Here is a 25,012-nt window from a genome sequence, read left to right as displayed (position 1 = left end):
CCGGGGGCTACGGCTGGACGTGGCGGAGGGCGAAGGAGAGGGCGACCTCGACCTGGCGGATGGTCTCCTCGATCACCAGCGAGCCGTGGCCGGCGTCGAAGCGGTAGACCTCGTGCGGCTTCTCGAGCTCGGCGAGCCGCTCCAGGTAGTTGTCGATCTGCCGGATCGGGCAGCGCGGGTCGTTGGCGCCCGCCACCACCAGCACCGGCGCGGCGACGGCGTCGACGTAGGTGATGGGGGAGGAGCGCACGTAGACGTCGCGCACCTCCTCCGGTGAGCCGCCGAACAGCGCCCGGTCGTAGGCCCGCAGCCCCTCCATCTCGTCCTCGTAGGCGGCCAGGTAGTCGGCCACCGGCACCTCGGCGATGCCCGCCGCCCAGCGCTCCGGCTGCGTGCCCAGGCCGAGCAGCGTGAGGAAGCCGCCCCACGAGCCGCCGCTGAGGATGGCCCGCTGCGGGTCGACCACGCCCTCGGCCACCAGCGCGTCGTACACCGCGCCGACGTCCTCCAGCTCGGTCAGCCCGGGCCGGCCGGTGAGCGCGTCCCGCCAGGCCGACCCGTAGCCGGTGGAGCCCCGGTAGTTGACGTGCACGACGGCGTAACCGGCGTCCACGTAGGCGGCCCGCCGGGCGCGGTAGGAGTCGTCGTCGGCCGCCTCGGGGCCGCCGTGCACCAGGAACGCCGTCGCGTGCGGGCCCTCGCCCGCCGGGCGCACCAGCAGCGCGTGGATCTCGCCCCCGGGGCCGGGCACCCAGCGGTCCTCGACCGGGTAGGCCGCCGGCGGCTCCTCCTCGCTCACGGACAGGACGACGGGGCCGTCGGCCCGCCGGATCACCGGCGGCAGCTCGGCGTTCGACCAGGCCAGCTCCACCGTGCCGTCGGGGCGGGCGGTGGCACCGCGGACGACGCCCGGCGGGGTGTCCAGCTTCTCCAGCGCGCCCGTGGCCAGGTCGTAGCGGTACAGCTCGCTGCGCGCGGCGTGGTCGTGGCCGACCAGCAGCGCCGAGCCGTCGGGGTACCAGCCGGCGGTCACGTCACCGGGCAGGTCGAGCACCAGCTCGGTCTCGGTGTCGGTGGCGACGTCCCAGACCAGCAGCTCCTCGCGGCCCCGGCGCTCGTGGCCGACCAGCAGCCGGCGGTCGCCCGGCAGCGGCGCGAACTCCAGCGCGTGCAGTCCGCGGCCCTCGCCGTCCCACTTCTCCGCGACGACGGCGTCGTCGGCGGTGCGGAGCACCCGGAGCGCGGGGTAGCGCGGGTCGCCGTGCTCGGAGTGCGAGACGACCAGCAGCTCGTCGTCGCGGGTGAGCGCGTCCACCGAGGCCGGGTCGGGGTGCCGGTAGACCACGCGGGGCGTCCCGCTGGTGGGCGCCACCCACAGCTCGCTGCCGTCGTCGGTCGACCGACCGATGGCGACCAGCGAGTGCCCGAGCTCCAGCCCGGCCGGGTAGGCGGGCCCCACCTCGGGGACGGCGACGGCGTCCTCGCCGCCCTCGAACGGCTGGGTCATCCAGACGCCGAACTCGTCGCCGTCGGTGTCGGCGAACCACCAGATGGTCGCGCCGTCCTGGCTGAGCGTGCCGATCAGCGTGCCGTTGGGCCGGTCGGTCACCTGCCGGTGGCTGCCGGTGGACCGGTCCCACGCGTACTGCTCGACGACGCCGCTGACGTCGGAGCTGTAGAGGTTGCGGTCCGGGGCGTCGAACGCCCAGTCCGGCAGCGACACCCGGGGGGCGCGGAACCGGGCCTGCCAGCGGGCGGTGACCTCGGGGGGAAGGGCGGGGGCGGTCTGCTCGGCGGTCACGTCACCCATCTTCGCAGCGGCCCGGGAACGACTCAGGGGCCGCCTTCCGGCGGCCCCTGAGCGGAGGGTCGGGGTGACAGGATTTGAACCTGCGGCCTCGTCGTCCCGAACGACGCGCGCTACCAAGCTGCGCCACACCCCGAGGTGCGTCGACGAGTCTAACGCCCGCCCGCGGGGGCCCCGGCGGCGGGTCAGGCCGGGCGCGCGGTGAGGGTCAGCAGCGTCGCCTCGGGCGGGCAGGCGAACCGCACGGGCGCGTACGGGCTGGTGCCCAGGCCGGCCGAGACGTGCAGCCAGGTGCCGGCCGGGTGCCCCGGCGTCGGCTCCGCCCAGCGGTGCAGCCAGCGCACCCGGTCGCGGTCGATGCCGCAGTTGGTCACCAGCGCGCCGTAGAAGGGCACCCGCAGCTGACCGCCGTGCGTGTGCCCGCAGAGCAGCAGGTCGTAGCCGTCGGCGGCGAACCGGTCGAGCACCCGCGGCTCGGGGGAGTGGGCCAGGCCGATGCGGACGTCGGCGCCCGGGTCGGCCGGGCCGGCGACCAGGTCGTAGCGGTCCCGCTCCAGGTGCGAGTCGTCCACGCCGGCGAAGACGATGCGCCGCCCGCCCACCGTGAGCTCGCCGCGGTCGTTGGTGAGGTCAAGCCAGCCCCGGTCGCGCATGCCGTCGCGCAGGTCGCGCCAGGGCAGCTCGTCACCGTGCACCCGCTCGTGGTCCCGCTTGAAGTACTTGAGCGGGTTCTTCGGCCGCGGGGCGTAGTAGTCGTTGCTGGCCAGCACGAAGGCGCCGGGGAGGTCCATGAGCGGGTCCAGCGCCTTCAGCGTGCCGGGCACGGCGTCGAAGCCGGCCAGGTTGTCGCCGGTGTTGATGACCAGGTCGGGCTCGAGCTCGGCCAGGCCCGCGACCCACTCCTGCTTGCTCCGCTGCCCCGCCGTCATGTGCAGGTCCGACAGCTGCAGGATCCGCAGCGGCGCCGACCCCGGGGCCAGCACCGGGACGTCGAAGCGGCGCAGCGTCCAGCGGGTGCGCTCGTAGAGGCTCGCGTAGGCGGTCACGGCCGCGCCCGAGGCGACGGCGGTGGCGGGGAGGGCGGTGTACCAGCGCACCCGCGAAGCCTACGGGCGCACCCGGACGCCGCGCCGTGCAAGGCTTGGCCCGTGTCCGACCTCAAGGAACAGCTGCGCACCGACCTGACCACCGCCATGAAGGCGCGCGACGAGCTGCGCACCGCCACGCTGCGCATGGTGCTCGCCGCCGTCAGCGCCGAGGAGGTGTCGGGCAAGGAGTCGCGCGAGCTCAGCGACGACGAGGTGCAGGCCGTCGTCCGCCGGGAGGCGAAGAAGCGCCGGGAGGCCGCCGAGGCCTTCGGCTCGGCCGGGCGCGCCGAGCAGGCCGCCCGCGAGCAGGCGGAGGGCGAGGTCCTGGCCGGCTACCTGCCCGCCCAGCTCGACGACGCCGACCTGACCGCGATCGTCGCCGACGCCATCACCCGCACCGGGGCCTCCGGCATGAAGGACATGGGCAAGGTCATGGGGGCCGCCAACGGGGTCGTGGCCGGCCGCGCGGAGGGTGCCCGGGTCGCCGCCGAGGTGCGCCGCCAGCTCGGCTGACACCGGGGACGTGCGAGGGGGCCGGACCTGGCGGTCCGGCCCCCTCGCGCGCGGCTCAGTTCGTCGGGGGCTCTTCCGGCTCCGGCGCCTCGGCGGGCGGCGGCACCTGGGGTTCCGTCGGGGGCTGCGCCGGCGCTTCCGGCTGCGCCGGCGCCTCGGGCGCCGGCGGCGGCGGGGTGGTGCTCCGCGTGGGGCCCGGCCGGTTCGCCGAGCGGCTGGACGCGTTGCCGGCGGGCCGGGTGGGGCCCTGCGGCGTGGCGTCGACGCCGCGGCCGGCGTAGCGCGGGTCGGCCGGCGGGAAGGGGACCGGCTCTTGTGCGGTGAGGACCGGTGCCATCGCCTGGCGCCAGATCCCGGCCGGCAGCCCGCCGCCGTAGCTGCCCACGTCGTTGGTGTCCCGCGGGCGGAACAGCATGACGCTGGCGGTGTACTGGGGGGTCGAGCCGACGAAGGCCACCGAGTCGCGCTCCTGCACCGTGCCGGTCTTGCCGGCGATCTGGTGCCCGGGGATGTAGGCGCGGGCACCGGTCTGCAGGGGGTTCCCCGGCGCGGTGTCCTTGACCATCATCTGGTTCAGGGTGTCGGCGATGCCGGGCTCGACCACCTGCTCGCAGGTGTTCTCGCCGACCACCGGCTGCCCGTCCTCGCCCAGGAGCGGCTCGCCGTTGGGAGTGGTGATGGACAGCACCGGGGTGGGGGTGCACTTGACGCCGCGGGCGGCGACCGTCGCGTAGGCGTTGGCCAGGTCCAGCGGGCTCACCCCGTCGGTGCCGAAGGCGAACGAGGGGCGGTTCTCGTCGATGATCTGCTGCGCGGGGGTCTGGGTGACCGAGTAGTCGAAGGTCATGCCCAGCCGCTCGGCCATCCGGACGGCCGGCTCGATGCGGCCGAGCGCGTCCTCCAGGGCCAGGAAGTAGGTGTTGGAGGACATGTAGAGCGCCTGCGTCATCGTCAGCGTGCGCGGGTAGTTGTTCCCCACGTTGCCGACCGAGTACGGCTCGATCCGCCGGGTCTCGGGGTTGTAGCTCTCGTACACCCGCGACCGGTACGGCTCGTTCGTGGTGATGGTGTGGCTCGCCGGCAGGCCCTGCTCCAGCGCGGCGGCGGCGACGAACATCTTGAAGGTCGACCCCGAGCCCTTGGTGGGGATGGTCGCGAAGTTGACCGACTCGCACTCGGGGGCGTCGCAGCCGAAGCGGCGGTTGACGCTCATCGCGAGCACCTGCCCGGTGCCGGGCTGGACCGCGTCGTAGACGGCCACGGTCCCCGCGCCCATGGCCACGGTGTCCAGCACGGCCTGGTCACCCGCGCGCTGCATGTCCGGGCGCAGCGTCGTGGTGATGGTGAGACCGCCCTTCTCCAGCTGCGCCTTGGTCAGCCCCAGCTCCTGGATCAGGTACTGCCGGGTGAAGTCGCAGAAGAAGCCGCCGATCGAGGCGTCGATGCAGCCGTTCGGCGGGGCCTGGCCGGGGGTGACCTCCACCGGCGTCGGGGCGATCGCGTCGAACTCCTGCTGCGAGATGTTGCCCAGGTCGAGCATCCGCTGCAGCACCTGGTTGCGCCGGATCTGGGCGTTCTCCGGGTTGTTGATCGGCTCGTCGTAGAGCGGGGTCTGCACCAGCCCGGCCAGCATGGCCGCCTGGGGCAGGGTGAGGTCGGCGGCGTTCACGCTGAAGTAGCGCTGGGCGGCGGCCTGGATGCCGTAGGCGCCCTGCCCGAAGTACACGATGTTCAGGTAGCGGGTGAGGATCTCGTCCTTGGAGTAGGTGTCCTCCAGGGCGAGCGCCAGCCGCGCCTCCCGCAGTTTGCGGCCGACGGTCCTGGCGTCGGCGGCCTCCCGGTCCTCCGGCGTGGTGGCCGTCTGCAGCAGGGTCTGCTTCACCAGCTGCTGGGTGAGGGTGGAGCCGCCCTCCTGCACTTCGCCGGCGGCGACGTTGCGCACCAGCGCGCGCATGGTGCCCTGCACGTCGAGGCCGTTGTGGTCGTAGAAGCGGGAGTCCTCGATGTCGACGAGGGCCTGCTTCATCACGTCGGCGATCTGGTCGGAGGTCACCGGGGTGCGGTTGTGCTCGTAGAAGTTCGTGATCAGCGAACCGTCCGAGGCCAGCACCCGGGTGACGCCGGCGGGCGTCTTGTCGGTCAGCTCGACCGGCAGGGCGTCGAGCAGCGACACGGAGTTGCGTGCCGCGAGCCCCGGTCCACCGACCCAGGGCAGCATGAGGCCGGCCAGCAGCGCGCCGGCGACGACGATCGTCACGGCGAGCTTGGCGAGCAGACGTGTGGTGGCGCGCGCGTTCTCCGACATCGCGGTCAGGGTACGTCGCCCGGACGGGTGGGAGCGCTGGTCAGCCGCGGCGCGCGGGGAGGACGCGCGTCCGCGGCGTGCCGGTCGGCGTGTCGTGGTCCGGCCCGGTCAGGGCGGCGGCCATCACCCGCAGTCCCTCCAGGTCGTGCACGTCCCCGGCGGCGGCCGGCACCGTCCGCAGGGCGACGTCGGGGTGCGCGCTGGTGAAGCGGTCGGCCAGGTGCTGCTCGCGGGTGGCCAGCTGCATCCGCTCGGCGTGCACCCGCAGGGCCGCGGCGGCGAGCGCGGCGCCGTCGTCCCCGCTCTCGGCGACCTCCTCGGCGGCCCCTTCCGCCCGGGTGGCGGACAGGGCGGTGGTGGCCGGGGGGTGGGTGCGGTTGACGACCAGCCCGGCCAGCGGCATCCCCTCGGCCGACAGCCGGTCGACGAAGTAGGAGGCCTCGCGCAGCGCGTCGGGCTCGGGCGCGGCGACGACGACGAACCAGGTGCCGGGCCGGCGCAGCAGCTCGAACGTCGCCGTCGCCCGCTCGCGGAACCCGCCGAACATCGTGTCCAGCGCGGAGACGAAGGCGGAGATGTCGCGCAGCAGCTGCCCGCCGAGGATCTTGGAGATGATCCGGCTGAAGAACAGGAAGCCGGCGCTGGCGAACTTGAACCCGGCGCGGCTGGGCGCCATGAGCAGCCGGATCATCGTGCCGTCGAGGAAGCGGCCCATCCGGTTGGGGGCGTCGAGGAAGTCCAGCGCGGACCGCGACGGCGGGGTGTCCACGATGATGAGGTCCCACTGGTCGCTGGCGCGCAGCTGCCCCAGCTTCTCCATCGCCATGTACTCCTGCGTGCCGGCGAAGGAGGAGGAGAGCGCCTGGTAGAAGGGGTTCTCGAGGATCTGCTGCGCGCGCTCGGGCGTGGAGTGAGCGGTGACGATGTCGTCGAACGTCCGCTTCATGTCCAGCATCATGGCGTGCAGCTGGCCCGGTGCCCCCGGCACGTCGACCTTCCGCGGCTCGTTGTCCAGCTCGGTCAGCCCGAGCGACTGCGCCAGCCGGCGGGCGGGGTCGATCGTCAGGACGACGACGGTGCGCCCGACCTCCGCGGCGGCGAGCCCGAGCGCGGCCGACGTCGTCGTCTTGCCCACGCCGCCGGCGCCGCAGCAGACGACGATGCGGGTCTGCCGGTCGGCGATCAGCTCCGCGAGCTCCATGGCCGGCGCCTGGCGGGGCGCGCGGGCACCGGCGGCGGTCCGGGTGGTGGTGTCCGCGGCCATCAGCGGGTCACCGCCGTCGGCAGGTGCTCCTCGAGCCGCCCGGCGAGCTCGAACAGGCAGCCGAGGTCCATCGGGCCCGGCAGCAGCGGGATCTCGACGGTCGGGCGACCCAACTCCTCGACCCGGGCGCGCAGCGCGTCCTGCGCGGCCCAGCGGCGGGCGTGCTCCACCACCTCGGCGACCAGCGCGTCGGCCAGCTCGCCGGCATCGGGCAGGTGCACGGTGCCCAGCGCGGGCGCGAGGTCGGCGCCGGTCAGCTCGCCGGCGGCCGCGCGAGTCAGGGCCTCGGGCGGCAGCACGGGCTCGGCGGCCATGTTCACGACCACCGAGCCCAGCGGCAGCCCGGCGGCCGCCAGCTCGGCGATGGCGTCCGCGGTCTCCTGCACGGGCATGTCCTCCAGGAGCGTCACCAGGTGCACCGCCGTCTGCGGGGAGCGGAGCACCGCCATGACGCCGTCGCTCTGGGTCTTGATCGGGCCGGACCGGGCCAGCTGCGACATCTCCCCGGTGATGCCGAGGAAACGGGTGATCCGGCCGGTGGGCGGCGCGTCGACGACGACGGCGTCGTACACCGGCCGGCCGTCCCGCCGGCGGGTGACCGCCTCCTTGATCTTCCCGGTGATCAGCACGTCGCGGAGCCCCGGGGCGATGGCGGTGGCGAAGTCGATCGCACCCATCTTGCGCAGCGCCCGGCCCGCCCGGCGCAGGTTGTAGAACATGTCCAGGTAGTCGAGGAGCGCCTCCTCGACGTCGATCGCCAGCGCCTTGACCTCACCACCGCCGCGCGCGACGGCGACCCGGCGCTCCTCGTAGGGCAGCGGCGGGGTGTCGAACAGCTGGGCGATGCCCTGCCGCCCCTCGGTCTCCACCAGCAGGACCGACCGCCCGTCGGCGGCGAGCGCCAGGGCGAGGGCGGCGGCGACGGTCGTCTTGCCCGTGCCCCCCTTGCCGGTGACCACGTGCAGGCGCGCGGGTGTCAGTTCGGGGGGCACCGCACCAGCCTAGAACGACCCTCCTGCCCCCCGCCGTTCGCGAGCTCACGGCGGGACCCTGCAGGAGGGCCGCCCGGTCAGGTCGCCAGCGGGACCTTGCAGGAGGGCCGCCCGGTCAGGTCACCAGCGGGGCCCTGCACGGGGCCGCCCGGTCGGGTCACCTGCTGCGCTAGCGTCGGGCCATGAGCGAAACCGCCCGCCAGAAGTGGGAGTACGCGACCATCCCGCTGCTCGTCCACAACACCAAGGCGATCCTCGACTCCTGGGGCGTCGACGGCTGGGAGCTGGTGACCGTGCTCCCCGGCCCCGGAGGGGCGGAGCAGCTGGTCGCGTACCTCAAGCGGCCGGTGTGACCGCGCCCGCGCAGGGGTGGCACGCCCGGCTCGCCGAGCTGGGCATCCGGCTGCCACCGGTCGCCGCGCCCGTCGCCGCCTACGTCCCGGCCGTGCGCGCCGGGTCGCTGGTGTTCACCTCCGGCCAGCTGCCGTTCGTCGACGGCGGGCTGCGCCGCACCGGCAAGGTCGGCGGGTCGGTCGACGTGGAGGCCGCTGCCGCCGACGCCAAGGTCTGCGCGCTGAACGCGCTGGCCGCCGTCGACGACCTGGTGGGCCTGGACTCGGTGGCCCGCATCGTCCGCGTGGTCGGTTACGTGGCCAGCGTCGAGGGCTTCACCGGGCAGCCGCGCGTCGTCAACGGTGCCAGCGAGCTGATGGGGCGGATCTTCGGCGAGGCCGGGCAGCACGCCCGCAGCGCCGTGGGCGTGGCCGAGCTGCCGCTGGGCGCCCCCGTGGAGGTCGAGCTCACCGTCGAGCTGCGGTGACCGCCGAGCCCAAGCAGGCGGCGACCGTCCTGCTCCTGCGCGACGGGCAGCCGGGCCTGGAGGTCTACCTCCTCCGCCGCACCAGGGGCATGCCCTTCGCCGGCGGCATGACCGCCTACCCCGGCGGAGGGGTCGACCCCCGGGACGGCGACACCGAGACCGGCTGGGCCGGCCCCGACCCGGCGCAGTGGGCCACCGCCTTCGGGTGCGACGAGCGCACGGCCCGCGAGCTGGTCTGCGCCGCGGTGCGCGAGACGTTCGAGGAGGCCGGCGTCCTGCTGGCCGGGCTGCCCGACGGCGGCGTCGTGCCGGACGTGTCCGGCGACGACTGGGAGCGGCAGCGGCAGGGGCTGCTCAGCCGGGAGCTGTCGCTGGCCGAGCTGCTCGCCGACCGCGGGCTGGTGCTCCGGTCGGACCTGCTGCGCCCGTTCGCGCACTGGATCACCCCGCCGGTGGAGCCCCGCCGCTACGACACCAAGTTCTTCGCCGCCGCGCTCCCGGTGGGCCAGGAGGCGCGGGACGTGTCCGGGGAGGCCGACGAGGCCGCGTGGCTGCGCCCGGCCGACGCCCTGGCCGAGCTCGGTGCCGGCACGCGGCCGATGCTGCCGCCGACGTCGCACACGCTGGGCCAGCTGGCGGGGTTCCCCGACGTCGCCGCCGCGCTGGCCGGCTCGCCCCCGCAGCCGATGCACCCGATCAGCCCGCGGTTCGAGGAGACGCCCGACGGTCGCTGGGCGGTGCTGCCCGACGGCACCCGGATCCGCCTGGCCGTCCCGCTCCCGTCATGACCAGCGCCCCCTCCCCGTGCGGGGAGGGGGCGCTGGTCAGCGTTCGGTGCGGCCGGTCAGGCGCCGGCGGCGGCCTCTGCGGCCGCGGAGAGCGCGGCCACGTACTCCTCCAGCCCCCAGGTCAGCGACAGGGCCGTCGGCGGGGAGACCGCGGCGATCAGCTGCTGCCCGACCACCTGGGCGACCGCGCCGGTGCGGACCTGCTCCATGAGCTGGCCCTGCGGGCCGGAGAGGAACTCCTCCATGCCGGCCTCGGTGTCGGAGTAGGCCACCAGCACGTCGCTGGTCAGCTCGCCGAGGCGCTCGGGGCTGAGGGTGTAGTAGAAGGTCTCGCCCTCCCCGTCACCGAGTTCGGCGACGCTCGGGGCGCTCTCCATGCCCAGGTCGAGCAGGAAGTCGACCCGCGCGTCGGCCGGCTTGTAGACGGAGAACGATTCGGGCGCGGGCCAGACGGCGGCGACCGTCAGGCCGGCGAGCTCCGGGTGCGCCTCGGCCTGCGCGGCCACCTGCTCCTCGATGTCCGCGAGGAGGTTCGCGGCCTGCTCGTCACGGCCCAGCGCCTCGCCCACGATTTCGATGGTCTCCCGCCACGGCGTCGCCCACGGCTCCTCGGGGTAGGCGACCGTCGGCGCGATCTGGGAGAGCAGCTCGTACTCGCCCTCGGTGAGGCCGGAGTAGGGCGCGAGGATGAGATCCGGGTCGGCTGCCGCGATCGCCTCGACCGGCGCCTCGGTCTGGTCGGGGAGCAGCTCGGGGAGCTCGGCGCCGTCCTCCTCCAGGCGCTCGCGCACCCAGGGCAGGACGCCCTCCTCGTCGCCGCCGTAGGACTGCGTCGGGATGGCGACCGGCACGACACCCAGGGCGATCGCGGCGTCCGTGCTGCCCCAGCCCCAGGTGACGACCCGCTCGGGCTCCTCGGTCACCTCGGTCGTGCCGAGGGCGTGCTCGATGGTGACCGGGAAGGCGCTGTCGGCGGCGCCGCCGGTGGCCGCCCCGGCGTCGGTGCTCTCCGCCGCCTCCTCCCCGCAGGCGGCCAGGGGGAGCAGGACGGCGACGGCCAGGGCGCGGGCGGCGAGGCGGTGGCGCCGTCGGCTCGCGGTGCGAGGTGCGGACATGATTCCTCCAGGGAGCGACTTAGGTTAGGCGTACCTTAGCCAACCCGTCCGCGACTCCCGGGGTGACCCCGCACGGGACGCGAGAGGCCCAGGACCGTGGCGGTCCTGGGCCTCTCGCGTCAGCGGGTCGGTGTCAGCGGGCGCGACGCCGCAGGCGCTCCTCGTCGAGGACGACGACCGACTTGCCCTGCAGCTGGATCCAGCCGCGGTGCACGAAGTCGGCGAGCGCCTTGTTGACCGTCTCGCGGGAGGCGCCCACCAGCTGGGCCAGCTCCTCCTGCGTGAGGTCGTGCTTGACCCGCAGGCCGTCGGTGTCGCGGCTGCCGAAGCGGTCGGCCATCTGCAGCAGCGCCTTGGCGACGCGGCCGGGGACGTCGGTGAAGATCAGGTCGGCGACCGAGTCGTTGGTCCGGCGCAGGCGGCGGGCCAGCACGCGCAGCAGCTGCTCGCCGATCTCCGGGTGCGCCTCGATCCAGGGCAGCAGGACCGACTGCGGCATCCGCGCCAGCTTGACGTCGGTGACGGCGGTGGCCGTCGCCGTGCGCGGCCCCGGGTCGAAGACCGACAGCTCGCCGAACTGGTCCGAGGGGCCCATGACCGCCAGCACGTTCTCCCGGCCGTCGGGCGACCGGCGGGACAGCTTGATCTTGCCGGTCAGGACGATGTAGAGGCTGTCGCCCGGCTCGCCCTCGTTGAAGACGACCCGGCCCCGGGGGAGGGTGATCGTCTCCAGGCGGCTGATGACGGGGTCCACCGCGTCATCGGAGAGCCCCTGGAAGAGCCCCGACTGGGCCAGCACCTCGTCCACTGCACGTCCTCTCGCACTGTCTGCGGGCGCAGGTGTGCCCGCGTCCGACGGAGAGTCTAGGCGGCTGTGCAGTCCGTCACCCGTTCGGTGGCACCGTCGTCCCCCCTCCGAGCGAGAAAAAGGACCTCCCTGCCCCCCACCACTCGCAGGCTCGCGGCGGGACCCTGCAGGGAGGCCGCTAGACCAGCGGCGGGTTCTGGGAGCGCCGGCCGCGGTGGCGACGGCGCCGCCAGCGGAACAGCGCCCGCCGGATGCCCGAGGTGGCGAGCGTGTCGACCTCGCCCGGGGTCGCCGTGTCGAGGAACTCGCTGACCTCGCGCGGGGAGGCCGGGCGGCGCAGGGGCTCCTCGACCCGTTCCATGACCAGCAGGAAGGCGATCAGCAGCGGGGGGAAGAGGATGACACCGAGCTCGCCGTCATCCACCCCGACGCGCACTGCGAGCTCGACTTCAGCAACGCCTTCGAGCTGCTGGTCGCCACGGTGCTGTCGGCGCAGACCACCGACAAGATGGTGAACAAGGTGACGCCGGCGCTGTTCGCCCGCTACCCCGATGCGGTCGCCCTCGCCGGCGCCGACCGCGAGGAGCTGGAGACGATCCTCAAGCCCACGGGCTTCTTCCGGGCCAAGGCGAACTCGGTGCTGGGGCTGAGCCAGGCCCTGGTGGAGCGCTTCGACGGCGAGGTGCCGGCCCGGATGGCCGACCTGGTGACCCTGCCGGGCGTCGGGCGGAAGACGGCGAACGTCGTGCTGGGCAACGCCTTCGGCGTCCCGGGGCTGACCGTCGACACCCACTTCGGCCGCCTGGTGCGCCGGTTCGGCTGGACCGCGGAGGAGGACCCGGTCAAGGTCGAGGCCGAGATCGCCCAGCTGGTGCCGAAGAAGGAGTGGACCGACTTCAGCCACCGGGTGATCTTCCACGGCCGGCGGGTCTGCCACGCCAAGAAGGCGGCCTGCGGGGCGTGCGGTCTGGCGCAGTGGTGCCCGTCGTTCGGCATCGGCCCCGTCGACCCGGAGCTCGCCGTCAAGCTGGTGAAGACCCCGGCCGCCTCGGACACCGAGTGATGCGCCGTCTCGCGCTGGGCGCCGTCGCGCTGCTCGCCGTCGCCGGCTGCACCTCCGGCGGGAGCGGGACGGCCGCCGCGCCGTCGCCGACGGCGTCGCCCGCCGCGGTGCTGACCCCCTGCCCGGAGCAGCCCGCGGACGAGGCCGCCGGCGCCGAGCGCCTGCCGCCGCTGGCCTTCGACTGCCCCGGCGGTGGCGCCCTGGACCTCGCCCGCGCCCCCGGCGTGCCCATGGTGGTCAACCTGTGGGGCAGCTGGTGCCCGCCGTGCCGGGAGGAGATGCCGCTGCTGCAGGAGTTCTCCGCGGCCGCCGGCGACCAGGTGCGGGTGGTCGGGGTGATCAGCAAGGACGGGCTGCCCCAGGCGGCCTCCTTCGCCGAGGACGCGGGGGTCACCTTCCCCAGCGCGTTCGACGGCGACGGCGAGCTGATGGCCGAGCTGGGCCTGAACGCGCTGCCGTTCACCTACTTCGTCGACGCCGGAGGCGCGCTGGTGCACACCGAGGCTGGCCCGGTCAGCTCGGTGGAGGAGCTCCGGGGGCTGGTCGCCGAGCACCTCGGGGTGCAGCTGTGACCGGCACCGACGGGCTGCCCGCGTACCTGCAGCGGCTGGTCGAACGGGCCGACGACCTCCCGCTGCGCCACCGCATGCCGCAGCGGACCGCCACCGCCCGGCGGTCCGCCGTCCTCATCCTGTTCGGCGAGGGCCCGTCCGGTCCCGACCTGCTGCTGATCGAGAAGTCGCCGCACCTGCGCAGCCACGCGGGCCAGCCCGCCTTCCCCGGGGGAGGGGTCGACCCGGGGGACGACTTCCCGGTCGGCACGGCGCTGCGCGAGGCGCACGAGGAAGCAGGCATCGACCCCGACGGCGTCCGCGTCGTCGCGACCCTGCAGGAGCTGTTCCTCCCGCCGTCGGACCGGCTGGTGGTCCCCGTCGTGGGCTGGTGGGACGACCCGCGGGACGTCGCCGTCGGCGACCCGCACGAGGTGGCCCGGGTCGCGCGGGTACCGCTCGCCGACCTCGTCGACCCGGCCAACCGCTACCGGGTGAAGCACCCGGCCGGCTTCATCGGGCCGGCGTTCTGCGTCGCCGACATGGAGGTGTGGGGCTTCACCGCCGGGCTGCTCGACGCCATCCTCGAGGCCGCCGGGCTGGCCCGGCCGTGGGACGCCACCGACGTCCGGCCGATCAACCCCGAGCTGCTCCGCCCGTACACCCTGCCCGGCTCCGGGGACGACGACCCGGCGGGCGACAGCGCCGCGCCGACGGTGGCCGATCCTGCGCCCGACGGCGCCGCGGCGCGTACGGTTCGGCCCCGATGACCAGCAGAAGGGTCCCGGCTCCCGCACCGTCGGCGCGCTCGTGGGGATCCCCGGGGCGGAGCCGGCTCGCGGCGCTGGCCGCCGCGCTGGTGCTGCTGACCGGCTGCGGCGGCGGTGGCGGGGCGGCGCAGGAGGCCCCCGAGGCGCCGGTACCCGAGGGTCTCGGCGAGGTGACGATCGCCGAGGACGGCGTCCAGGAGGTCACCGTCCAGACGCAGGACGACTACGAGTTCACCCCGGCCACCTTCACCGTGGCCCCGGGGCCGGTGCGGCTGACCGTGGTGAACGTCGCCGAGGAGATGCCGCACAACCTCGAGTTCACCGACGCGGAGCTGCCGGAGCCGATCGACGCCGGCATCTCCATGCTCGCCGCCGGTGAGGAGAAGACGATCGAGTTCGAGGTGTCGACGCCGGGCGAGTACCCGTTCGCCTGCACCTTCCACCTCCAGCTCGGGCAGGTGGGCAGCATGACGGTCAGCGGGTAGCGGTGTCCCTGGTCGACCTGCTGCTGATCACGCTCGCGCTGGTCTTCGCCCTCTCCGGGTTCCGGCAGGGCCTGCTCGTCTCCGCCACCTCGATCCTCGGCTTCCTCGGCGGGGCCGTGCTCGGGGCGCAGCTGGCCGGGCCGGTCGCCGACCGGATCGACGGCTCCAGCGTCAGCCGCGTCTTCGGGGCGCTCGTAGTGGTGCTCGCCGGGGCGCTGCTCGGCCAGATCCTGGCCGGCGCGGCGGGCCGGGCGCTGCGCTCGCGGGTCACCTGGGAGCCGGCCAAGATGGTCGACTCCGTGGCCGGCGCCGTGGTGTCGGCGGCCGCGGTGCTGCTGGTCGCCTGGATGGTCGCCTCCCCGCTGGCCAGCTCACCGTTCCCCCAGGTCGCCGGCCAGGTGCGCCAGTCGGCGCTGGTGCAGGCCGTGGACCGCGCCGTGCCCGACGAGGTGCGCGCCGTCTACGAGGACCTCCGCGAGGCCATCGACCGGCGCGGGCTGCCCGACGTCCTCGACCCGCTCACCCCCACCCGGGCGCGGGAGGTGCCGGCCCCCGACCCCGAGCTGGAGACCAGCTCGGTCGTGGAGTCGGTGAGGGGCTCGGTCGTGCGGATCCGCGGGGTCGCCCCGTCGTGCTCGCGGCAGATCGACGGCTCCGGCTTCGTCTACGCGCCCGAGCGCGTCATGACCAACGCCCACGTGCTGGCCGGTGTCACCGACCCGGTCGTGGTCGCGGAGGGCCGGGAGTACGACGCGGTCCCGGTCGTCGTGGACGAGGAGGTCGACGTCGCGGTGCTCGCGGTGCCCGGGCTGCCGCAGGTGCCGCTGCGGTTCAGCCCCGGGACGGCGGACTCCGGCGACGACGCGATCATCATGGGTTACCCCGGCGGCGGTGACTTCTACGTCGGACCCGCCCGCGTCCGCGACCGCGGCGAGATCAGCGGCCCCGACTTCCGCAACACGCGGACCGTCGTCCGCGACGTCTACGCGCTCTTCGGCCAGGTGCGCGCCGGCAACTCCGGCGGGCCGCTGTTCGCCCCCGACGGGAGCGTCCTGGGAGTGGTCTTCGCGTCGGCGATCGACGACCCGCAGACCGGCTACGCCCTCACCGGCCCGCAGGTCGCCCGGGCCGCCGAGGCGGGCAGCGTCGCGCGCACCGAGGTCCCGACCGGGGCCTGCGAGTAGAAGGACCCCCGTTCCCCCCACCGCTCGCTCCGCTCGCGGCGGGCCCCTGAACGGGGGCCGTTCCATCCGCTCACGGCGGGCCGCTCCGCTGCGCTATGCGGCCCAGTCGGCGATGGCGCGGGTGATCTCGTCGGGGGTCTCCTCCTGCGGGAAGTGGCCGATGCCGGGGAGCTCGCGCCACTCGTAGGCGCCGGCGACGTAGCGGCCCGACCCGCGGGCCGTCCCCGGGAGCACGTACGGGTCGGCCGCGCCGTGCAGTTGCAGGGTCGGGGCGGTGACGGGGGCCGCCATCCGCCGGGCGTACCGGAGCCCGTCCGGCCGCAGCTGCGAGCGGCCGGCCCACCGGTAGTACTCCATCGCGCCGTACGCGGCCTGCGGGATGCGCGCCGCCGAGCGGTAGCGCTCCACGGCCGCGGCGAAGTCCGCGGTGCGGGCCCACTCCGGCCCGGCCCACCGCCGCATCAGGTCGGCGACCGGGTCGTCGTCGACGCGGGTCAGCCGCCGCTCCGGCAGCCGCGGCACCTGGAACCCCAGCGCGTGGCGCAGCGCCCGGCGCTGCCGGCGGTCGGCCATGCCGGCCCGCAGCAGCCGCGGGTGGGCCATCGAGACGACCACGAGCCGGCGCACCACCCGCGGGTGCAGCGCGGCCGCCGTCCAGCCGAGCAGGCCACCCCAGTCGTGGCCGACGACCACCGCGTCGCGCTCACCCAGCGCCCGCACCAGCGCCGCGACGTCGGAGGAGAGGGTGGGCAGGTCGTAGCCGCGGGGCGGCTTGTCGCTGGCCCCGTAGCCGCGCAGGTCCGGCGCCACGACGCGGAAACCGGCCTCGGCCAGGCCGGTGAGCTGGGCGCGCCAGGTCCACCAGAACTGCGGGAACCCGTGGAGCAGCAGGACGAGCGGCCCGTCCCCGGCCTCCGCCGCGTGCAGCCGCACGCCGTTGGCGGAGATGTCGCGGTGGGTCCAGGGACCCGGGAGCAGGACGCTGATCGCGTCGGGACGGCCGTCCGGGGGGACGGTCACGGGCGTCAGACCCGGTAGGGCTCGTTGCCGCGCAGCTGCACCTTGCCGCCGCTGACGGTGGGCACGTCGCGGCGCCGGGCACCGGGGGCCTCGCGGTGCATGACCTCGGGCAGCTCCCGCAGCGACTCGATCGTCCGCTCGGGCTTCTCGATCTTCTTGATCAGCCGCTTGCCGATCAGCGCGAGCAGGCCGGCGACGACCAACAGCGCCACCCAGACGATGAGGTAGGACAGCCAGCGGGGCACGCCGAGCGCGGTGAGGCCCTCGGCGAGGGCGATGAAGAGGAAGAACATCGAGAAGCCGGCGACGACGCCTGCGGCCCCGAACATCCCACCGCCGATGGCGCCCTTCTTCGCGGACGCGCCGATCTCGGACTTGGCGAGCTCCACCTCGCCCCGGATCAGCGTCGAGACGTCGGCCATCGCGCTCTGCACCAGCGTGCCGATCGAGGGCTCGGCCGCCGCGTTGCTGCCGTCGGTGCGGGTGGTCGACACACTGTGGGCCACGGGTGGCTCCTCCTCCGGTCGGGACGGTGCTGGTCAGGACGATGGTGCCCCATCCGCCCCGGGACCGCGTCCCGATCCCCCTCGGGGGAAGGGTGGGGGCACAGGAAGCTCTCCCTGCGGCGGGGAGGCCCGGGACGCAGGGAGAGCTTCCTGTGCCTACGCCGGTCAGCCCTCCGCGGGGGCGGCGGGCAGCTTCTCCTTGATCATGTTCATCACCGACGAGTCGGTCAGCGTGGTGACGTCGCCCAGCTCGCGGTTCTCGGCGATGTCCCGCAGCAGCCGGCGCATGATCTTGCCGGAGCGGGTCTTGGGCAGCTCCTGCACGACCATGATCTGCCGCGGCTTGGCGATCGGGCCGATGTCCTTGGCGACGTGCGTCTTCAGCGCCTGCACCAGCTCGTCACCGGAGTCCTCGGCATTCCCGCGCAGGATCACGAAGGCGACGATGCCCTGACCGGTCGTCGGGTCGCTGGCGCCGACGACGGCGGCCTCGGCGACGGTCGGGTGCCCGACCAGCGAGGACTCCACCTCCGTCGTCGAGATGCGGTGGCCGGACACGTTCATCACGTCGTCGACCCGGCCGAGCAGCCAGATGTTGCCCTCGGCGTCCTTCTTCGCGCCGTCCCCGGCGAAGTAGACGTCCTTGCCGAAGCGCGACCAGTAGGTGTCGACGTAGCGGTCGTCGTCGCCCCAGATGGTGCGCAGCATCGACGGCCACGGCTCGGTGAGCACCAGCAGGCCGGTCGAGTCGTCGGCCAGCTCGTTGCCCTCGTCGTCGACGACCTTCGCCGAGATGCCCGGGAAGGGGTGCTGGGCGGAGCCGGGGGTCAGACTCGTGACACCGGGCAGCGGGGTGAGCATGTGCGCCCCGGTCTCGGTCTGCCACCAGGTGTCCATGATCGGGCAGCGGCCGCCGCCGATGTGCTCGTGGTACCAGAGCCACGCCTCGGGGTTGATCGGCTCGCCGACCGACCCGAGCAGCCGCAGCGAGGAGAGGTCGAAGCCGGCGGGGATGTCCTCGCCCCACTTCATGAACGTGCGGATCACCGTCGGCGCCGTGTAGAGGATCGTCACGCCGTACTTCTGGATCAGCTCGAACCAGCGGCCGCGGTGCGGGGTCTCCGGCGTCCCCTCGTACATCACCGACGTCGCCCGGTTGGCCAGCGGCCCGTACACGATGTAGCTGTGGCCGGTGACCCAGCCGACGTCGGCCGCCGTCCAGAAGACGTCGGTGTCGGGCTTGAGGTCGAACGTCGCCCAGTGCGTGTAGGCGACCTGGGTGAGGTAGCCGCCGGAGGTGTGCAGGATGCCCTTCGGCTTCGCGGTCGTGCCCGAGGTGTACATGATGTAGAGCGGGTGCTCGGCGTCGAAGAACTCGCAGGTGTGCTCGGCGGACTGCCGGCCGACGACGTCGTCCCACCACAGGTCGCGGCCCTCGTTCCAGGCGACCTCCTGCTCGGTCCGCTTCACCACCACGACGTTGCGGACGCCGGGGCTGCGGTCCACCGCGTCGTCCACGGCGGGCTTGAGCGCGCTGGGCGCGCCGCGGCGGTAGCCGCCGTCGGCGGTGATGACCAGGACGGCGCCGGCGTCGTCGAGCCGGCTGGCCAGCGCGTCGGCGGAGAAGCCGCCGAAGACCACCATGTGGACGGCGCCGATGCGGGCGCAGGCCAGCATCGCGACGATCGTCTCCGGGATCATCGGCATGTAGATGGCCACCCGGTCACCGGCCTGCACGCCGAGCTCCACCAGGGCGTTCGCCGCCTTGCAGACCTCGTCCTTGAGCTGGGCGTAGGTGATCGTGCGGGTGTCGCCCGGCTCGCCCTCCCAGTGGTAGGCGACCTGCTCGCCGTGGCCGGCCTCCACGTGCCGGTCGACGCAGTTGTAGGCGACGTTGAGCTTGCCGCCGACGAACCACTGGGCGAAGGGCGGGTTGCTCCAGTCGAGCACCGTGTCCCACTCCTGCTCCCAGGTCAGCCGGCGCGCCGCGGACTCCCAGAACGCCAGCCGGTCGCGCGCGGCCTCGTCGTAGACGTCGGGGCCGACGTTCGCCTGGGCCGCGAGGGCCTCGGGCGGGGCGAAGCTCCGGCCGTCGACCTGGGTCGTTTCGCTCATGGGGTCCTCCCGAAAGACGGCGCCGCGTGCCGTTCGCGGCGGTGCAGCGTGTTCCACGACACACCGTATGGCCGGGGTGCCCGGTCGTCTGCCCCGTGCGCCCCGCGGAGCGACGACCGGCCACACTGGCCCGGTGAGCGGTCCGCAGGCGCAGGTCGTGGCACGCATCCCGGGTGCCGCGGCCCTCGGCCTGGTGCCCCCGCGCGGGGCCCCGGCGGTGCCGGCCGGCTTGCTCGCCGACCCCGCGTGGCTCGGCCCGGTGATCGCCGCGCGCGCCGCCCGCGGTGGCGACGCGCGGGTGCACGCGACGGTGTGGTGGTACTCGGCGTCGGCGGTGCTCCTGGCCCCCGTGCTCGCCGGGCTCGCGGTCGGGCGCCCGCTGTCGGCCCGCCCCGCCGACACCACCGTCGTCCTCGGGGCCGGCGGGCTGCCCGTGGCCGCGGTCTCGGCCGCTACCGCGGCCGACCCGGCCGCCGGGTTGCGGGAGTGCCTGGCGGCGGTGGTGCCGGCCGTGGCCGCGGTCGCCGGGATGCGGTCCCGCCCGCTGTGGGCGATCGCCACCGACTCGCTGGCCAACGGGCTGCTGACCCTCGGGCGGGCCCTCGGCGACGTCGCCGCCGTCACCGCCCTGGCCGCCCCGCTGGCCGAGGCGGTGGGCCCGCCGTTGCCGGCATCCCGCTACGTCGACGTCGACGGGGTGCGCTTCACCGCCCGGGCGTCCTGCTGCCTCGTGGACCGGTTGCCCGGTGGCGGCACCTGCCTGTCCTGCCCCCGCCGCCCCCCGGCCGAGCGGCAGGTCCTGCTCGAGGACGCGGCGGCGCGCGGCTGAGCGGAGCGCGCATGCCCTCGCACTCGGACGCCACCGGGGCGATGATCGCGGGGCGACCGCAGTCGAGCGACCAGGGAGGGCCCATGCCCGTCATGCCTGCTGCGTTCTTCGGTCACGGCAACCCGATGAACGCGCTGGAGAAGAACCGCTACACGGAGGCCTGGCGCGCCTTCGGCCGCTCCGTACCGCGGCCCCGGGCGATCCTGGTCGTCTCGGCGCACTGGTACGTGCAGGCCACCGCGATCACCGCCATGCCGCGGCCGCGGACCATCCACGACTTCTTCGGCTTCCCGCGCGAGCTCTTCGACGTCCGCTACGAGCCTCCCGGGCTGCCCGAGCTGTACGAGGAGGTGGCCGACATCGTGCACCCCACCTGGGTCGGCGCCGACCACGACAGCTGGGGCATCGACCACGGCACCTGGTCGGTGCTCATGCACGCCTTCCCGGACGCCGACATCCCGGTCGTCCAACTGTCGATCAACGCGCTCAAGCCCTTCGACTACCACCTGCAGCTCGGCGCGGCCCTGGCTCCGCTGCGCGAGGACGGCGTGCTGCTGATCGGCAGCGGCAACGTCGTCCACAACCTCGGCGGCGTCAGCCGGGCGATGCCCGACGCCGGTTTCGACTGGGCGCAGCGGTTCGACGAGGCGGCCAAGGAGCGCATGCTCACCGACCCCACCGACGTCGGCCGGCTGGACGGCCACCGCGACTTCGACCTCGCCGTCCCGACGCCGGACCACTTCCTCCCGCTGCTCTACGTCGCCGGCGCGGCGGGGGCCACCGACGCCCCGGTCGACGTCCTGGTCGACGGGTACGCCTACGGCTCGCTGTCCATGACCGCCTACAGCGTCGGCATGGACGCCCCGGAGCTGTCGGGCTCCGGGGTCGCCGCGGCGCTGCCCGAGGGCCCGCCCCCGGACGGCGCCAACATCTGAAGAAGGACCCCCTCCCTCCCCACCACTCGCTGCGCTCGTGGCGGGTCCCTGGGAGGGGGCCGTTCCAGCACGTCACCGGGGCCGTTCCAGCCCGTCGCCTGGGCCGTTCCATCCCGTTCCTAGGCGGTGCGGGGGCCCTCGTCGGCGGGGCGGTGGAGGTCGGTGATCCGGGGGAACGGGCGGGTGGAGAACACCGCCTCGACCGGGACGCCGAAGAACTCCGCGATGCGCAGCGCCAGGTGCAGGCTCGGGTTGTACTCGCCGCGCTCCAGGTAGCCGACGGTCTGGTAGTGGACGCCGAGGGCGTCGGCCAGCTCCCGCCGGGTCACCTGCTGCTCGGCGCGCAGCAGCGCGATCCGGTTGTGGACGGCGTCGCCGGTGCGGTCGCCGGCCGGGCGATCGTCAGCCACCGATCAGTGCACCCACTGCAACGCCTGCTCCCGAGCCTCGGCCACCTGCGAACCGGACTGGCGCCGCGCCATCCGGCGGAGCACCCGCGGGGTCACCAGCAACCCGGCGACCGCCCACGCCGACAGTACGAGCACCGTCGTGCCGGTCCGCCACGAGCCCGTCAGCTCGAACGCCAGCGCGGTGTCGGGTAGGAACGCCGAGCGCATGCCCACCCCGATCCAGTAGATCGGGAACACCTGCGCGACCGCCTGCACCCAGCCCCAGAGCGCCTGGATGGGGAAGAAGATCCCGGAGATCGCGGTGAGCACGATGATCGGCAGCATCCCCCAGGTGCCGACCTTCTGGACGCCGGGCACCAGCGAGCCGATCACCATCCCGATCGGGAGGGTGGCGAGCAGGCCGAGCGCGAGCACCCACGCGACGGTGAGCCAGCCCGAGGCGCCACGCGCCATCAGGTCGTCGAAGAGCAGGAAGCTCGGCACGAGGATGACCAGCAGCATCGGGACCAGGCCCAGCGAGTGGTACAGCAACTGGCCGGTCACGTAGCCCTGCATGCCGTGGGGGACCGCCTTGTGCCGGAGCAGCGTGCCGTCCTCCCGCTCCATCGCCAGCGCGTAGGCGGGGCCGATCACGACACCGAAGGCGAGCAGGGCGGCCAGGATGCTGGGCAGGGAGTAGGCCACCACCGGGATGGTCTCCCCGTCGGCGGTGATGTCGCTGTTGCGGTTGAACCACAGGTAGAGCAGCGTGCCGCCGCCCATGAACAGGTAGAAGCCCTGGTCCTGCGGGCTGCGCAGGCTCAGCACGAACTCCGTCCAGCCGCGGCGCAGGCCCAGGCCGATGGCGTTCCGGGTGGCGTTCACCGGGTGACCTCCTCCAGGACGGGCCCGGCCGGCCGGCCGGACTCGGCTCGCTGCACCATCGCCAGGTAGGTGTCCTCGAGGCTGGCGCGGCGGACCTCGAGGTCGGTGAGCCGGTCGCCGTGCTCCTCGAACAGCCGGCGGACGAAGCCGACGACGTCGTCGGTCGGGTGGACGAAGCGGTCGGGACCGCAGGCTCAGCGCACCTCCGCGGTGCCGGCGACCTGGCGGGTGAGCTCCTCGGCGCTGCCGGAGGCGACGATCCGGCCGTTGGTCAGGATGAGGATCCGGTCGGCCAGCTTCTCGGCCTCGGCGAGGTCGTGCGTGGTGAGCAGGATGCTCGTCCCCTCGAGGTCGGAGAGCCGGTGCACCAGCTCGTGGAAGTCCCGCCGCGCCTGCGGGTCGAAGCCCGCGGTGGGCTCGTCCAGGAAGAGCAGCTCGGGCCGGCCGATGATGCCGACGGCGACGTCCAGCCGCCGGCGCTGACCGCCGGAGAGCCGGACGATCTTCTTGTCCGCGTGCTCGGTGAGGCCGACGGTCTCGATCAGCTCGTCGACCGCGTACGGGCGGGGCCGCTCGGGGGTCGACCACGGCTGGAAGTAGCCGCCCAGCTGGGTGAGCAGCTGGCGCGGGGTCCAGCGCGCGTGGTCGCGCCACGACTGCAGCACCACCCCCACCCGCGCCCGCCAGGCCTCGCCGGCCGCCGCCGGGTCCTCGCCGAGCACCCGCACCTCCCCGGCCGAGGGCAGCCGGAAGCCTTCCAGGATCTCGATGGTGGTGGTCTTGCCGGCGCCGTTGGGGCCCAGCAGGCAGACCACCTCCCCGGGGTGCACCTCGAGGTCGACGCCGGAGAGGACCTCCTGCGCGCCGTAGCTCATCCGCAGGCCACGGGTCCGGATCACCGCTCCGCCTGACGCGTCCGGTCGAGGATCCACGCCCTCGCCCCCTCTCCGCTGTCGTGCCGCAGATAGTAGGAGTGCTACATCGAGAGCACAAGTGCCACTGGCTTGCGGTCGGCGGATCGACGATTCGCCTTGATCGGCACACGAAGAGTCACGGCGCTCCGCCTGGACGGACGGATCCGTCACCGCCGTTCCCGGCCCTCGTTACTGCTGTGCAAGTGGCGTCACACGTAACGAGCTCCGGGAGGCCCCTTTGTCGTCGCGTTCCCTGCCCCGCCCCGGACGGCCGCGCGGCCGCCGGGTCCTGGTCGCGTCCGGGCTCGCCGCCGCGCTGGTGGGCGTCCCCGGGCTCGCCCGGGCCGACGAGCCGGTGGCGCCGCCGGATCCCCTGCAGCCGGTGAGCGACCTGCTCGAGGGCGTGATCGGCGATCTCGGCACCGCGCCCGCGCTGCCCGGGTCGCCGGCCGGCGAGGAGGCCGACCCGCCCGGAGAGAAGGCGGAGCCCGACGTCGTCCCGGTGCCCGCCGTGGAGGTCCCCGCTGAGCTGGAGGCGGCCCTGCAGCAGCTCGGCGCGGCGCTGCAGCTCCCGGACAGCTGCGTGGCCGGGATCGCCGACGCCGTCGAGCTCGTCGTCGCCGGCCTGGTGGCGGTGCCCGTGCAGCTGGTCGGGGTGGTCACCGAGCTCGGCTCGGCGCTCGAGGGGCTGGCCGGCGGCGGCGGGCTGGAGGGGCTGCTCGGGCTGCGGGAGGAGCTGCAGGGGGCGTTCGCCCCCGCGGTGATCGCCGATTCCTCCGTCGTCCACGGGTTGCAGCTCCTGGCCGAGACCCTGCCCACCTGCGTGCCCGCCCCGCCGGCCGAGGAGGAGCCCCCGCCGCCGGCCGCGCCCGAGCCGCACGTCCCCGGGCCGGCGGCGCCCGCGCCGGTCGAGCACCCGGTCGCCCAGCCGGTGTCCTACCCGGGCTACGCCCCGACCGCCGGGGACGCCGAGGACGACGGGCCCTCGCCGGCGCTGGCCGGCCTCGTCGTCGCGCTCGCGGCCGGCGCGGGGAGCGCCGGCTGGCTGAGGTCCCGCCGTGCGGCCGGCCCGGGGGCCTGACCTGCGCACCGTCGCGGCCTTCGTCGTCGTCCTGGCGGCCGGCCTCGCGGTGCTGTGGGTGGTCAACGCCCGCCCGCCGGCCGGGGACGACGTGTTCGCGCTGTCCGAGCAGGCGGCAGCAGGGCCGGTCGAACCGGCCTGGCTGGCCATCCCCGCGATCGGTGTCGACGCGCCCGTCGAGCACCGCGGCACGGTCACCTACGAGAACCCGTTCACCGGGCGCACCGTCGAGGGCTACGGCGTCCCCGAGTCGATGCTGACCACCTCGTGGTGGTCCGACGGCCCGGCGCCGGGGTCGGGGCGGATGGCGGTGGTCCTCGGGCACCAGCAGGACGGCGGCGACGCCGTCTTCGACCGGCTGCACGAGCTCCGCCCCGGCGACGAGGTGGTGCTGCGCGACGCCGCCGGTGCGGCGCTGCGGCTGACCGTGCTGGGCGAGCCGCTGACCGGGCTGGACAAGGCCACCCCGGCGCTCTCCGACGCGCTCAACGGGCACCCGGCGGAGGCCGACCTCGCGCTGGTCACCTGCGGCGGCGAGTTCGACGACGCCGCAGGCACCAGCACCGACAACACCGTGGTCTTCGCGACGGTGGCCGGCGCCTAGCCCTCCGCGGTGAGCCCCGCCACGTCGCCGACGACCCAGACGGCCGGGGGGCGGACGGCGTGCTGGGTGAGGGTGGTGGGGAGGTCGGCGAGGGTGGGGCGCAGGGCGCGCTGGGGGGGGGTGGAGCCGGCGGTGACGACGGCGACGGGGGTGTGCGGGTCGCGGCCGTGCGGGATCAGGG

General features: G+C 74.5%; 27 protein-coding genes, 1 tRNA gene and 1 pseudogene. 13 read left to right on the top strand and 16 right to left on the bottom strand.

The annotated features are described in order from the left end of the window. Nucleotides 1–7 precede the first annotated feature (7 nt). The 3 genes from E9529_RS08520 to E9529_RS08510 all read right to left on the bottom strand — a co-directional run bounded on the left by E9529_RS08520 (nucleotide 8) and on the right by E9529_RS08510 (nucleotide 2,904). A complete protein-coding gene (locus tag E9529_RS08520; protein WP_374201332.1) occupies nucleotides 8–1,801 on the bottom strand; it encodes a prolyl oligopeptidase family serine peptidase in 1,794 nt (597 codons plus the stop codon). A 68-nt stretch (nucleotides 1,802–1,869) separates the two neighbouring features. Then, nucleotides 1,870–1,943, bottom strand: a tRNA-Pro gene (locus E9529_RS08515). 49 nt (nucleotides 1,944–1,992) lie between these two features. Further along, nucleotides 1,993–2,904 carry a metallophosphoesterase gene (locus E9529_RS08510; RefSeq protein WP_236830717.1) on the bottom strand — a complete coding sequence of 304 codons (912 nt, stop codon included), beginning with the start codon at nucleotides 2,902–2,904 and terminating at the stop codon, nucleotides 1,993–1,995. Between the two features lie 51 nt (nucleotides 2,905–2,955). Here E9529_RS08510 and E9529_RS08505 point away from each other — a divergent pair, with 51 nt between their 5' ends. Further along, nucleotides 2,956–3,408: a GatB/YqeY domain-containing protein gene (locus E9529_RS08505; protein ID WP_236830716.1), complete on the top strand. Its 453-nt coding sequence runs from the start codon at nucleotides 2,956–2,958 to the stop codon at nucleotides 3,406–3,408. Between the two features lie 55 nt (nucleotides 3,409–3,463). Here the strand turns inward: E9529_RS08505 and E9529_RS08500 are convergent, their stop codons facing one another. From E9529_RS08500 to E9529_RS08490, 3 genes are read right to left on the bottom strand one after another with little or no spacing between them, the layout of a single operon-like run. After that, the gene (locus E9529_RS08500; RefSeq protein WP_236830715.1) at nucleotides 3,464–5,713 is read right to left on the bottom strand and encodes a transglycosylase domain-containing protein; all 2,250 of its coding nucleotides are present in this window, start codon (nucleotides 5,711–5,713) and stop codon (nucleotides 3,464–3,466) included. A gap of 40 nt (nucleotides 5,714–5,753) precedes the next feature. After that, complete coding sequence (locus tag E9529_RS08495) at nucleotides 5,754–6,977, bottom strand: ArsA family ATPase (protein WP_236830714.1); 1,224 nt, start codon at nucleotides 6,975–6,977, stop codon at nucleotides 5,754–5,756. Further along, nucleotides 6,977–7,969, bottom strand: coding sequence for an ArsA-related P-loop ATPase (locus tag E9529_RS08490; protein ID WP_236830713.1), 993 nt, complete (start codon nucleotides 7,967–7,969; stop codon nucleotides 6,977–6,979). The genes E9529_RS08495 and E9529_RS08490 overlap by 1 nt, the downstream gene beginning before the upstream one ends. A gap of 182 nt (nucleotides 7,970–8,151) precedes the next feature. On the opposite strand from E9529_RS08490, the gene E9529_RS08485 reads away from it, so the two are divergent. From E9529_RS08485 to E9529_RS08475, 3 genes are read left to right on the top strand one after another with little or no spacing between them, the layout of a single operon-like run. Continuing rightward, complete coding sequence (locus E9529_RS08485) at nucleotides 8,152–8,322, top strand: DUF4177 domain-containing protein (RefSeq protein ID WP_236828588.1); 171 nt, start codon at nucleotides 8,152–8,154, stop codon at nucleotides 8,320–8,322. Then, entirely contained in the window at nucleotides 8,319–8,789 is a 471-nt protein-coding gene (locus E9529_RS08480; protein WP_236828587.1) for a RidA family protein, read from the top strand. The genes E9529_RS08485 and E9529_RS08480 overlap by 4 nt, the downstream gene beginning before the upstream one ends. Further along, entirely contained in the window at nucleotides 8,786–9,577 is a 792-nt protein-coding gene (locus E9529_RS08475) for an NUDIX domain-containing protein (protein WP_236830712.1), read from the top strand. The genes E9529_RS08480 and E9529_RS08475 overlap by 4 nt, the downstream gene beginning before the upstream one ends. Nucleotides 9,578–9,633: 56 nt before the next feature. On the opposite strand, the gene E9529_RS08470 is transcribed toward E9529_RS08475, so the two are convergent. From E9529_RS08470 to E9529_RS08460, 3 genes are all read right to left on the bottom strand, one after another. After that, the gene (locus tag E9529_RS08470) at nucleotides 9,634–10,692 is read right to left on the bottom strand and encodes an iron-siderophore ABC transporter substrate-binding protein (RefSeq protein WP_236830711.1); all 1,059 of its coding nucleotides are present in this window, start codon (nucleotides 10,690–10,692) and stop codon (nucleotides 9,634–9,636) included. A 133-nt stretch (nucleotides 10,693–10,825) separates the two neighbouring features. After that, on the bottom strand, nucleotides 10,826–11,500 hold the full coding sequence (locus E9529_RS08465) for a Crp/Fnr family transcriptional regulator (protein ID WP_236828584.1): 675 nt from the start codon (nucleotides 11,498–11,500) through the stop codon (nucleotides 10,826–10,828). Between the two features lie 178 nt (nucleotides 11,501–11,678). Next, nucleotides 11,679–11,936, bottom strand: a complete 258-nt coding sequence (locus E9529_RS08460; RefSeq protein WP_236830740.1) for a hypothetical protein — start codon at nucleotides 11,934–11,936, stop codon at nucleotides 11,679–11,681. On the opposite strand from E9529_RS08460, the gene nth reads away from it, so the two are divergent. From nth to E9529_RS08435, 5 genes are read left to right on the top strand one after another with little or no spacing between them, the layout of a single operon-like run. Then, nucleotides 11,919–12,563, top strand: a complete 645-nt coding sequence (nth, locus tag E9529_RS08455) for an endonuclease III (protein WP_236830739.1) — start codon at nucleotides 11,919–11,921, stop codon at nucleotides 12,561–12,563. The genes E9529_RS08460 and nth overlap by 18 nt on opposite strands. Beyond that, nucleotides 12,563–13,135: a TlpA disulfide reductase family protein gene (locus E9529_RS08450; RefSeq protein WP_236830710.1), complete on the top strand. Its 573-nt coding sequence runs from the start codon at nucleotides 12,563–12,565 to the stop codon at nucleotides 13,133–13,135. The genes nth and E9529_RS08450 overlap by 1 nt, the downstream gene beginning before the upstream one ends. Next, nucleotides 13,132–13,884: a CoA pyrophosphatase gene (locus tag E9529_RS08445; RefSeq protein ID WP_236830709.1), complete on the top strand. Its 753-nt coding sequence runs from the start codon at nucleotides 13,132–13,134 to the stop codon at nucleotides 13,882–13,884. The genes E9529_RS08450 and E9529_RS08445 overlap by 4 nt, the downstream gene beginning before the upstream one ends. After that, a complete protein-coding gene (locus E9529_RS08440) occupies nucleotides 13,881–14,369 on the top strand; it encodes a plastocyanin/azurin family copper-binding protein (protein WP_236830708.1) in 489 nt (162 codons plus the stop codon). The genes E9529_RS08445 and E9529_RS08440 overlap by 4 nt, the downstream gene beginning before the upstream one ends. Before the next feature lie 2 nt (nucleotides 14,370–14,371). After that, nucleotides 14,372–15,553, top strand: coding sequence for a MarP family serine protease (locus E9529_RS08435; protein ID WP_236830707.1), 1,182 nt, complete (start codon nucleotides 14,372–14,374; stop codon nucleotides 15,551–15,553). Between the two features lie 93 nt (nucleotides 15,554–15,646). Here the strand turns inward: E9529_RS08435 and E9529_RS08430 are convergent, their stop codons facing one another. The 3 genes from E9529_RS08430 to acs form a co-directional block, all read right to left on the bottom strand. Further along, nucleotides 15,647–16,573, bottom strand: coding sequence for an alpha/beta fold hydrolase (locus tag E9529_RS08430; RefSeq protein WP_236830706.1), 927 nt, complete (start codon nucleotides 16,571–16,573; stop codon nucleotides 15,647–15,649). A 5-nt stretch (nucleotides 16,574–16,578) separates the two neighbouring features. Then, the gene (locus E9529_RS08425; RefSeq protein WP_236830705.1) at nucleotides 16,579–17,079 is read right to left on the bottom strand and encodes a phage holin family protein; all 501 of its coding nucleotides are present in this window, start codon (nucleotides 17,077–17,079) and stop codon (nucleotides 16,579–16,581) included. Between the two features lie 165 nt (nucleotides 17,080–17,244). Further along, on the bottom strand, nucleotides 17,245–19,194 hold the full coding sequence (gene acs / locus E9529_RS08420) for an acetate--CoA ligase (RefSeq protein WP_236830704.1): 1,950 nt from the start codon (nucleotides 19,192–19,194) through the stop codon (nucleotides 17,245–17,247). 133 nt (nucleotides 19,195–19,327) lie between these two features. Here acs and E9529_RS08415 point away from each other — a divergent pair, with 133 nt between their 5' ends. Together E9529_RS08415 and ygiD are read left to right on the top strand one after the other, a co-directional pair. Next, nucleotides 19,328–20,023, top strand: a complete 696-nt coding sequence (locus E9529_RS08415) for a (2Fe-2S)-binding protein (protein ID WP_236830703.1) — start codon at nucleotides 19,328–19,330, stop codon at nucleotides 20,021–20,023. 83 nt (nucleotides 20,024–20,106) lie between these two features. Continuing rightward, a complete protein-coding gene (ygiD, locus tag E9529_RS08410; protein WP_236830702.1) occupies nucleotides 20,107–20,958 on the top strand; it encodes a 4,5-DOPA dioxygenase extradiol in 852 nt (283 codons plus the stop codon). A 119-nt stretch (nucleotides 20,959–21,077) separates the two neighbouring features. Here ygiD and E9529_RS08405 read toward each other — a convergent pair whose 3' ends face one another. The 3 genes from E9529_RS08405 to E9529_RS08395 all read right to left on the bottom strand — a co-directional run bounded on the left by E9529_RS08405 (nucleotide 21,078) and on the right by E9529_RS08395 (nucleotide 23,131). Continuing rightward, the gene (locus E9529_RS08405; RefSeq protein WP_236830701.1) at nucleotides 21,078–21,368 is read right to left on the bottom strand and encodes a helix-turn-helix transcriptional regulator; all 291 of its coding nucleotides are present in this window, start codon (nucleotides 21,366–21,368) and stop codon (nucleotides 21,078–21,080) included. 3 nt (nucleotides 21,369–21,371) lie between these two features. After that, on the bottom strand, nucleotides 21,372–22,232 hold the full coding sequence (locus E9529_RS08400) for an ABC transporter permease (RefSeq protein ID WP_236830700.1): 861 nt from the start codon (nucleotides 22,230–22,232) through the stop codon (nucleotides 21,372–21,374). A 194-nt stretch (nucleotides 22,233–22,426) separates the two neighbouring features. Continuing rightward, complete coding sequence (locus E9529_RS08395) at nucleotides 22,427–23,131, bottom strand: ABC transporter ATP-binding protein (RefSeq protein ID WP_236830699.1); 705 nt, start codon at nucleotides 23,129–23,131, stop codon at nucleotides 22,427–22,429. Nucleotides 23,132–23,384: 253 nt separating this feature from the next. Here E9529_RS08395 and E9529_RS08390 point away from each other — a divergent pair, with 253 nt between their 5' ends. Continuing rightward, nucleotides 23,385–24,227: a hypothetical protein gene (locus E9529_RS08390; RefSeq protein WP_236830698.1), complete on the top strand. Its 843-nt coding sequence runs from the start codon at nucleotides 23,385–23,387 to the stop codon at nucleotides 24,225–24,227. Further along, a complete protein-coding gene (locus E9529_RS08385) occupies nucleotides 24,205–24,831 on the top strand; it encodes a class F sortase (RefSeq protein WP_236830697.1) in 627 nt (208 codons plus the stop codon). Before E9529_RS08390 ends, E9529_RS08385 begins: the two co-directional genes overlap by 23 nt. Here the strand turns inward: E9529_RS08385 and E9529_RS08380 are convergent. Then, nucleotides 24,828–25,012 (bottom strand): annotated as a pseudogene (locus tag E9529_RS08380) (uroporphyrinogen-III C-methyltransferase); the annotation flags it as partial. The gene E9529_RS08385 and the pseudogene E9529_RS08380 sit on opposite strands and share 4 nt — an antisense overlap.

This window comes from Blastococcus sp. KM273128 (assembly GCF_021698975.1).
In the GTDB taxonomy this organism is placed as follows: Bacteria; Actinomycetota; Actinomycetes; order Mycobacteriales; family Geodermatophilaceae; genus Blastococcus.
The sequence above is the reverse complement of the archived record's forward strand: the minus strand, read 5'-3'. Positions and strand labels throughout refer to the sequence as shown.

Excerpts from the sequence above, each read along its gene's own strand:
- E9529_RS08500 (WP_236830715.1), bottom strand. The coding sequence starts at position 5,713 with ATGTCGGAGAACGCGCGCGCCACCACACGTCTGCTCGCCAAGCTCGCC.
- E9529_RS08495 (WP_236830714.1), bottom strand. The coding sequence starts at position 6,977 with ATGGCCGCGGACACCACCACCCGGACCGCCGCCGGTGCCCGCGCGCCC.
- E9529_RS08485 (WP_236828588.1), top strand. The coding sequence starts at position 8,152 with ATGAGCGAAACCGCCCGCCAGAAGTGGGAGTACGCGACCATCCCGCTG.
- E9529_RS08470 (WP_236830711.1), bottom strand. The coding sequence starts at position 10,692 with ATGTCCGCACCTCGCACCGCGAGCCGACGGCGCCACCGCCTCGCCGCC.
- E9529_RS08450 (WP_236830710.1), top strand. The coding sequence starts at position 12,563 with ATGCGCCGTCTCGCGCTGGGCGCCGTCGCGCTGCTCGCCGTCGCCGGC.
- E9529_RS08440 (WP_236830708.1), top strand. The coding sequence starts at position 13,881 with ATGACCAGCAGAAGGGTCCCGGCTCCCGCACCGTCGGCGCGCTCGTGG.
- acs (WP_236830704.1), bottom strand. The coding sequence starts at position 19,194 with ATGAGCGAAACGACCCAGGTCGACGGCCGGAGCTTCGCCCCGCCCGAG.
- ygiD (WP_236830702.1), top strand. The coding sequence starts at position 20,107 with ATGCCCGTCATGCCTGCTGCGTTCTTCGGTCACGGCAACCCGATGAAC.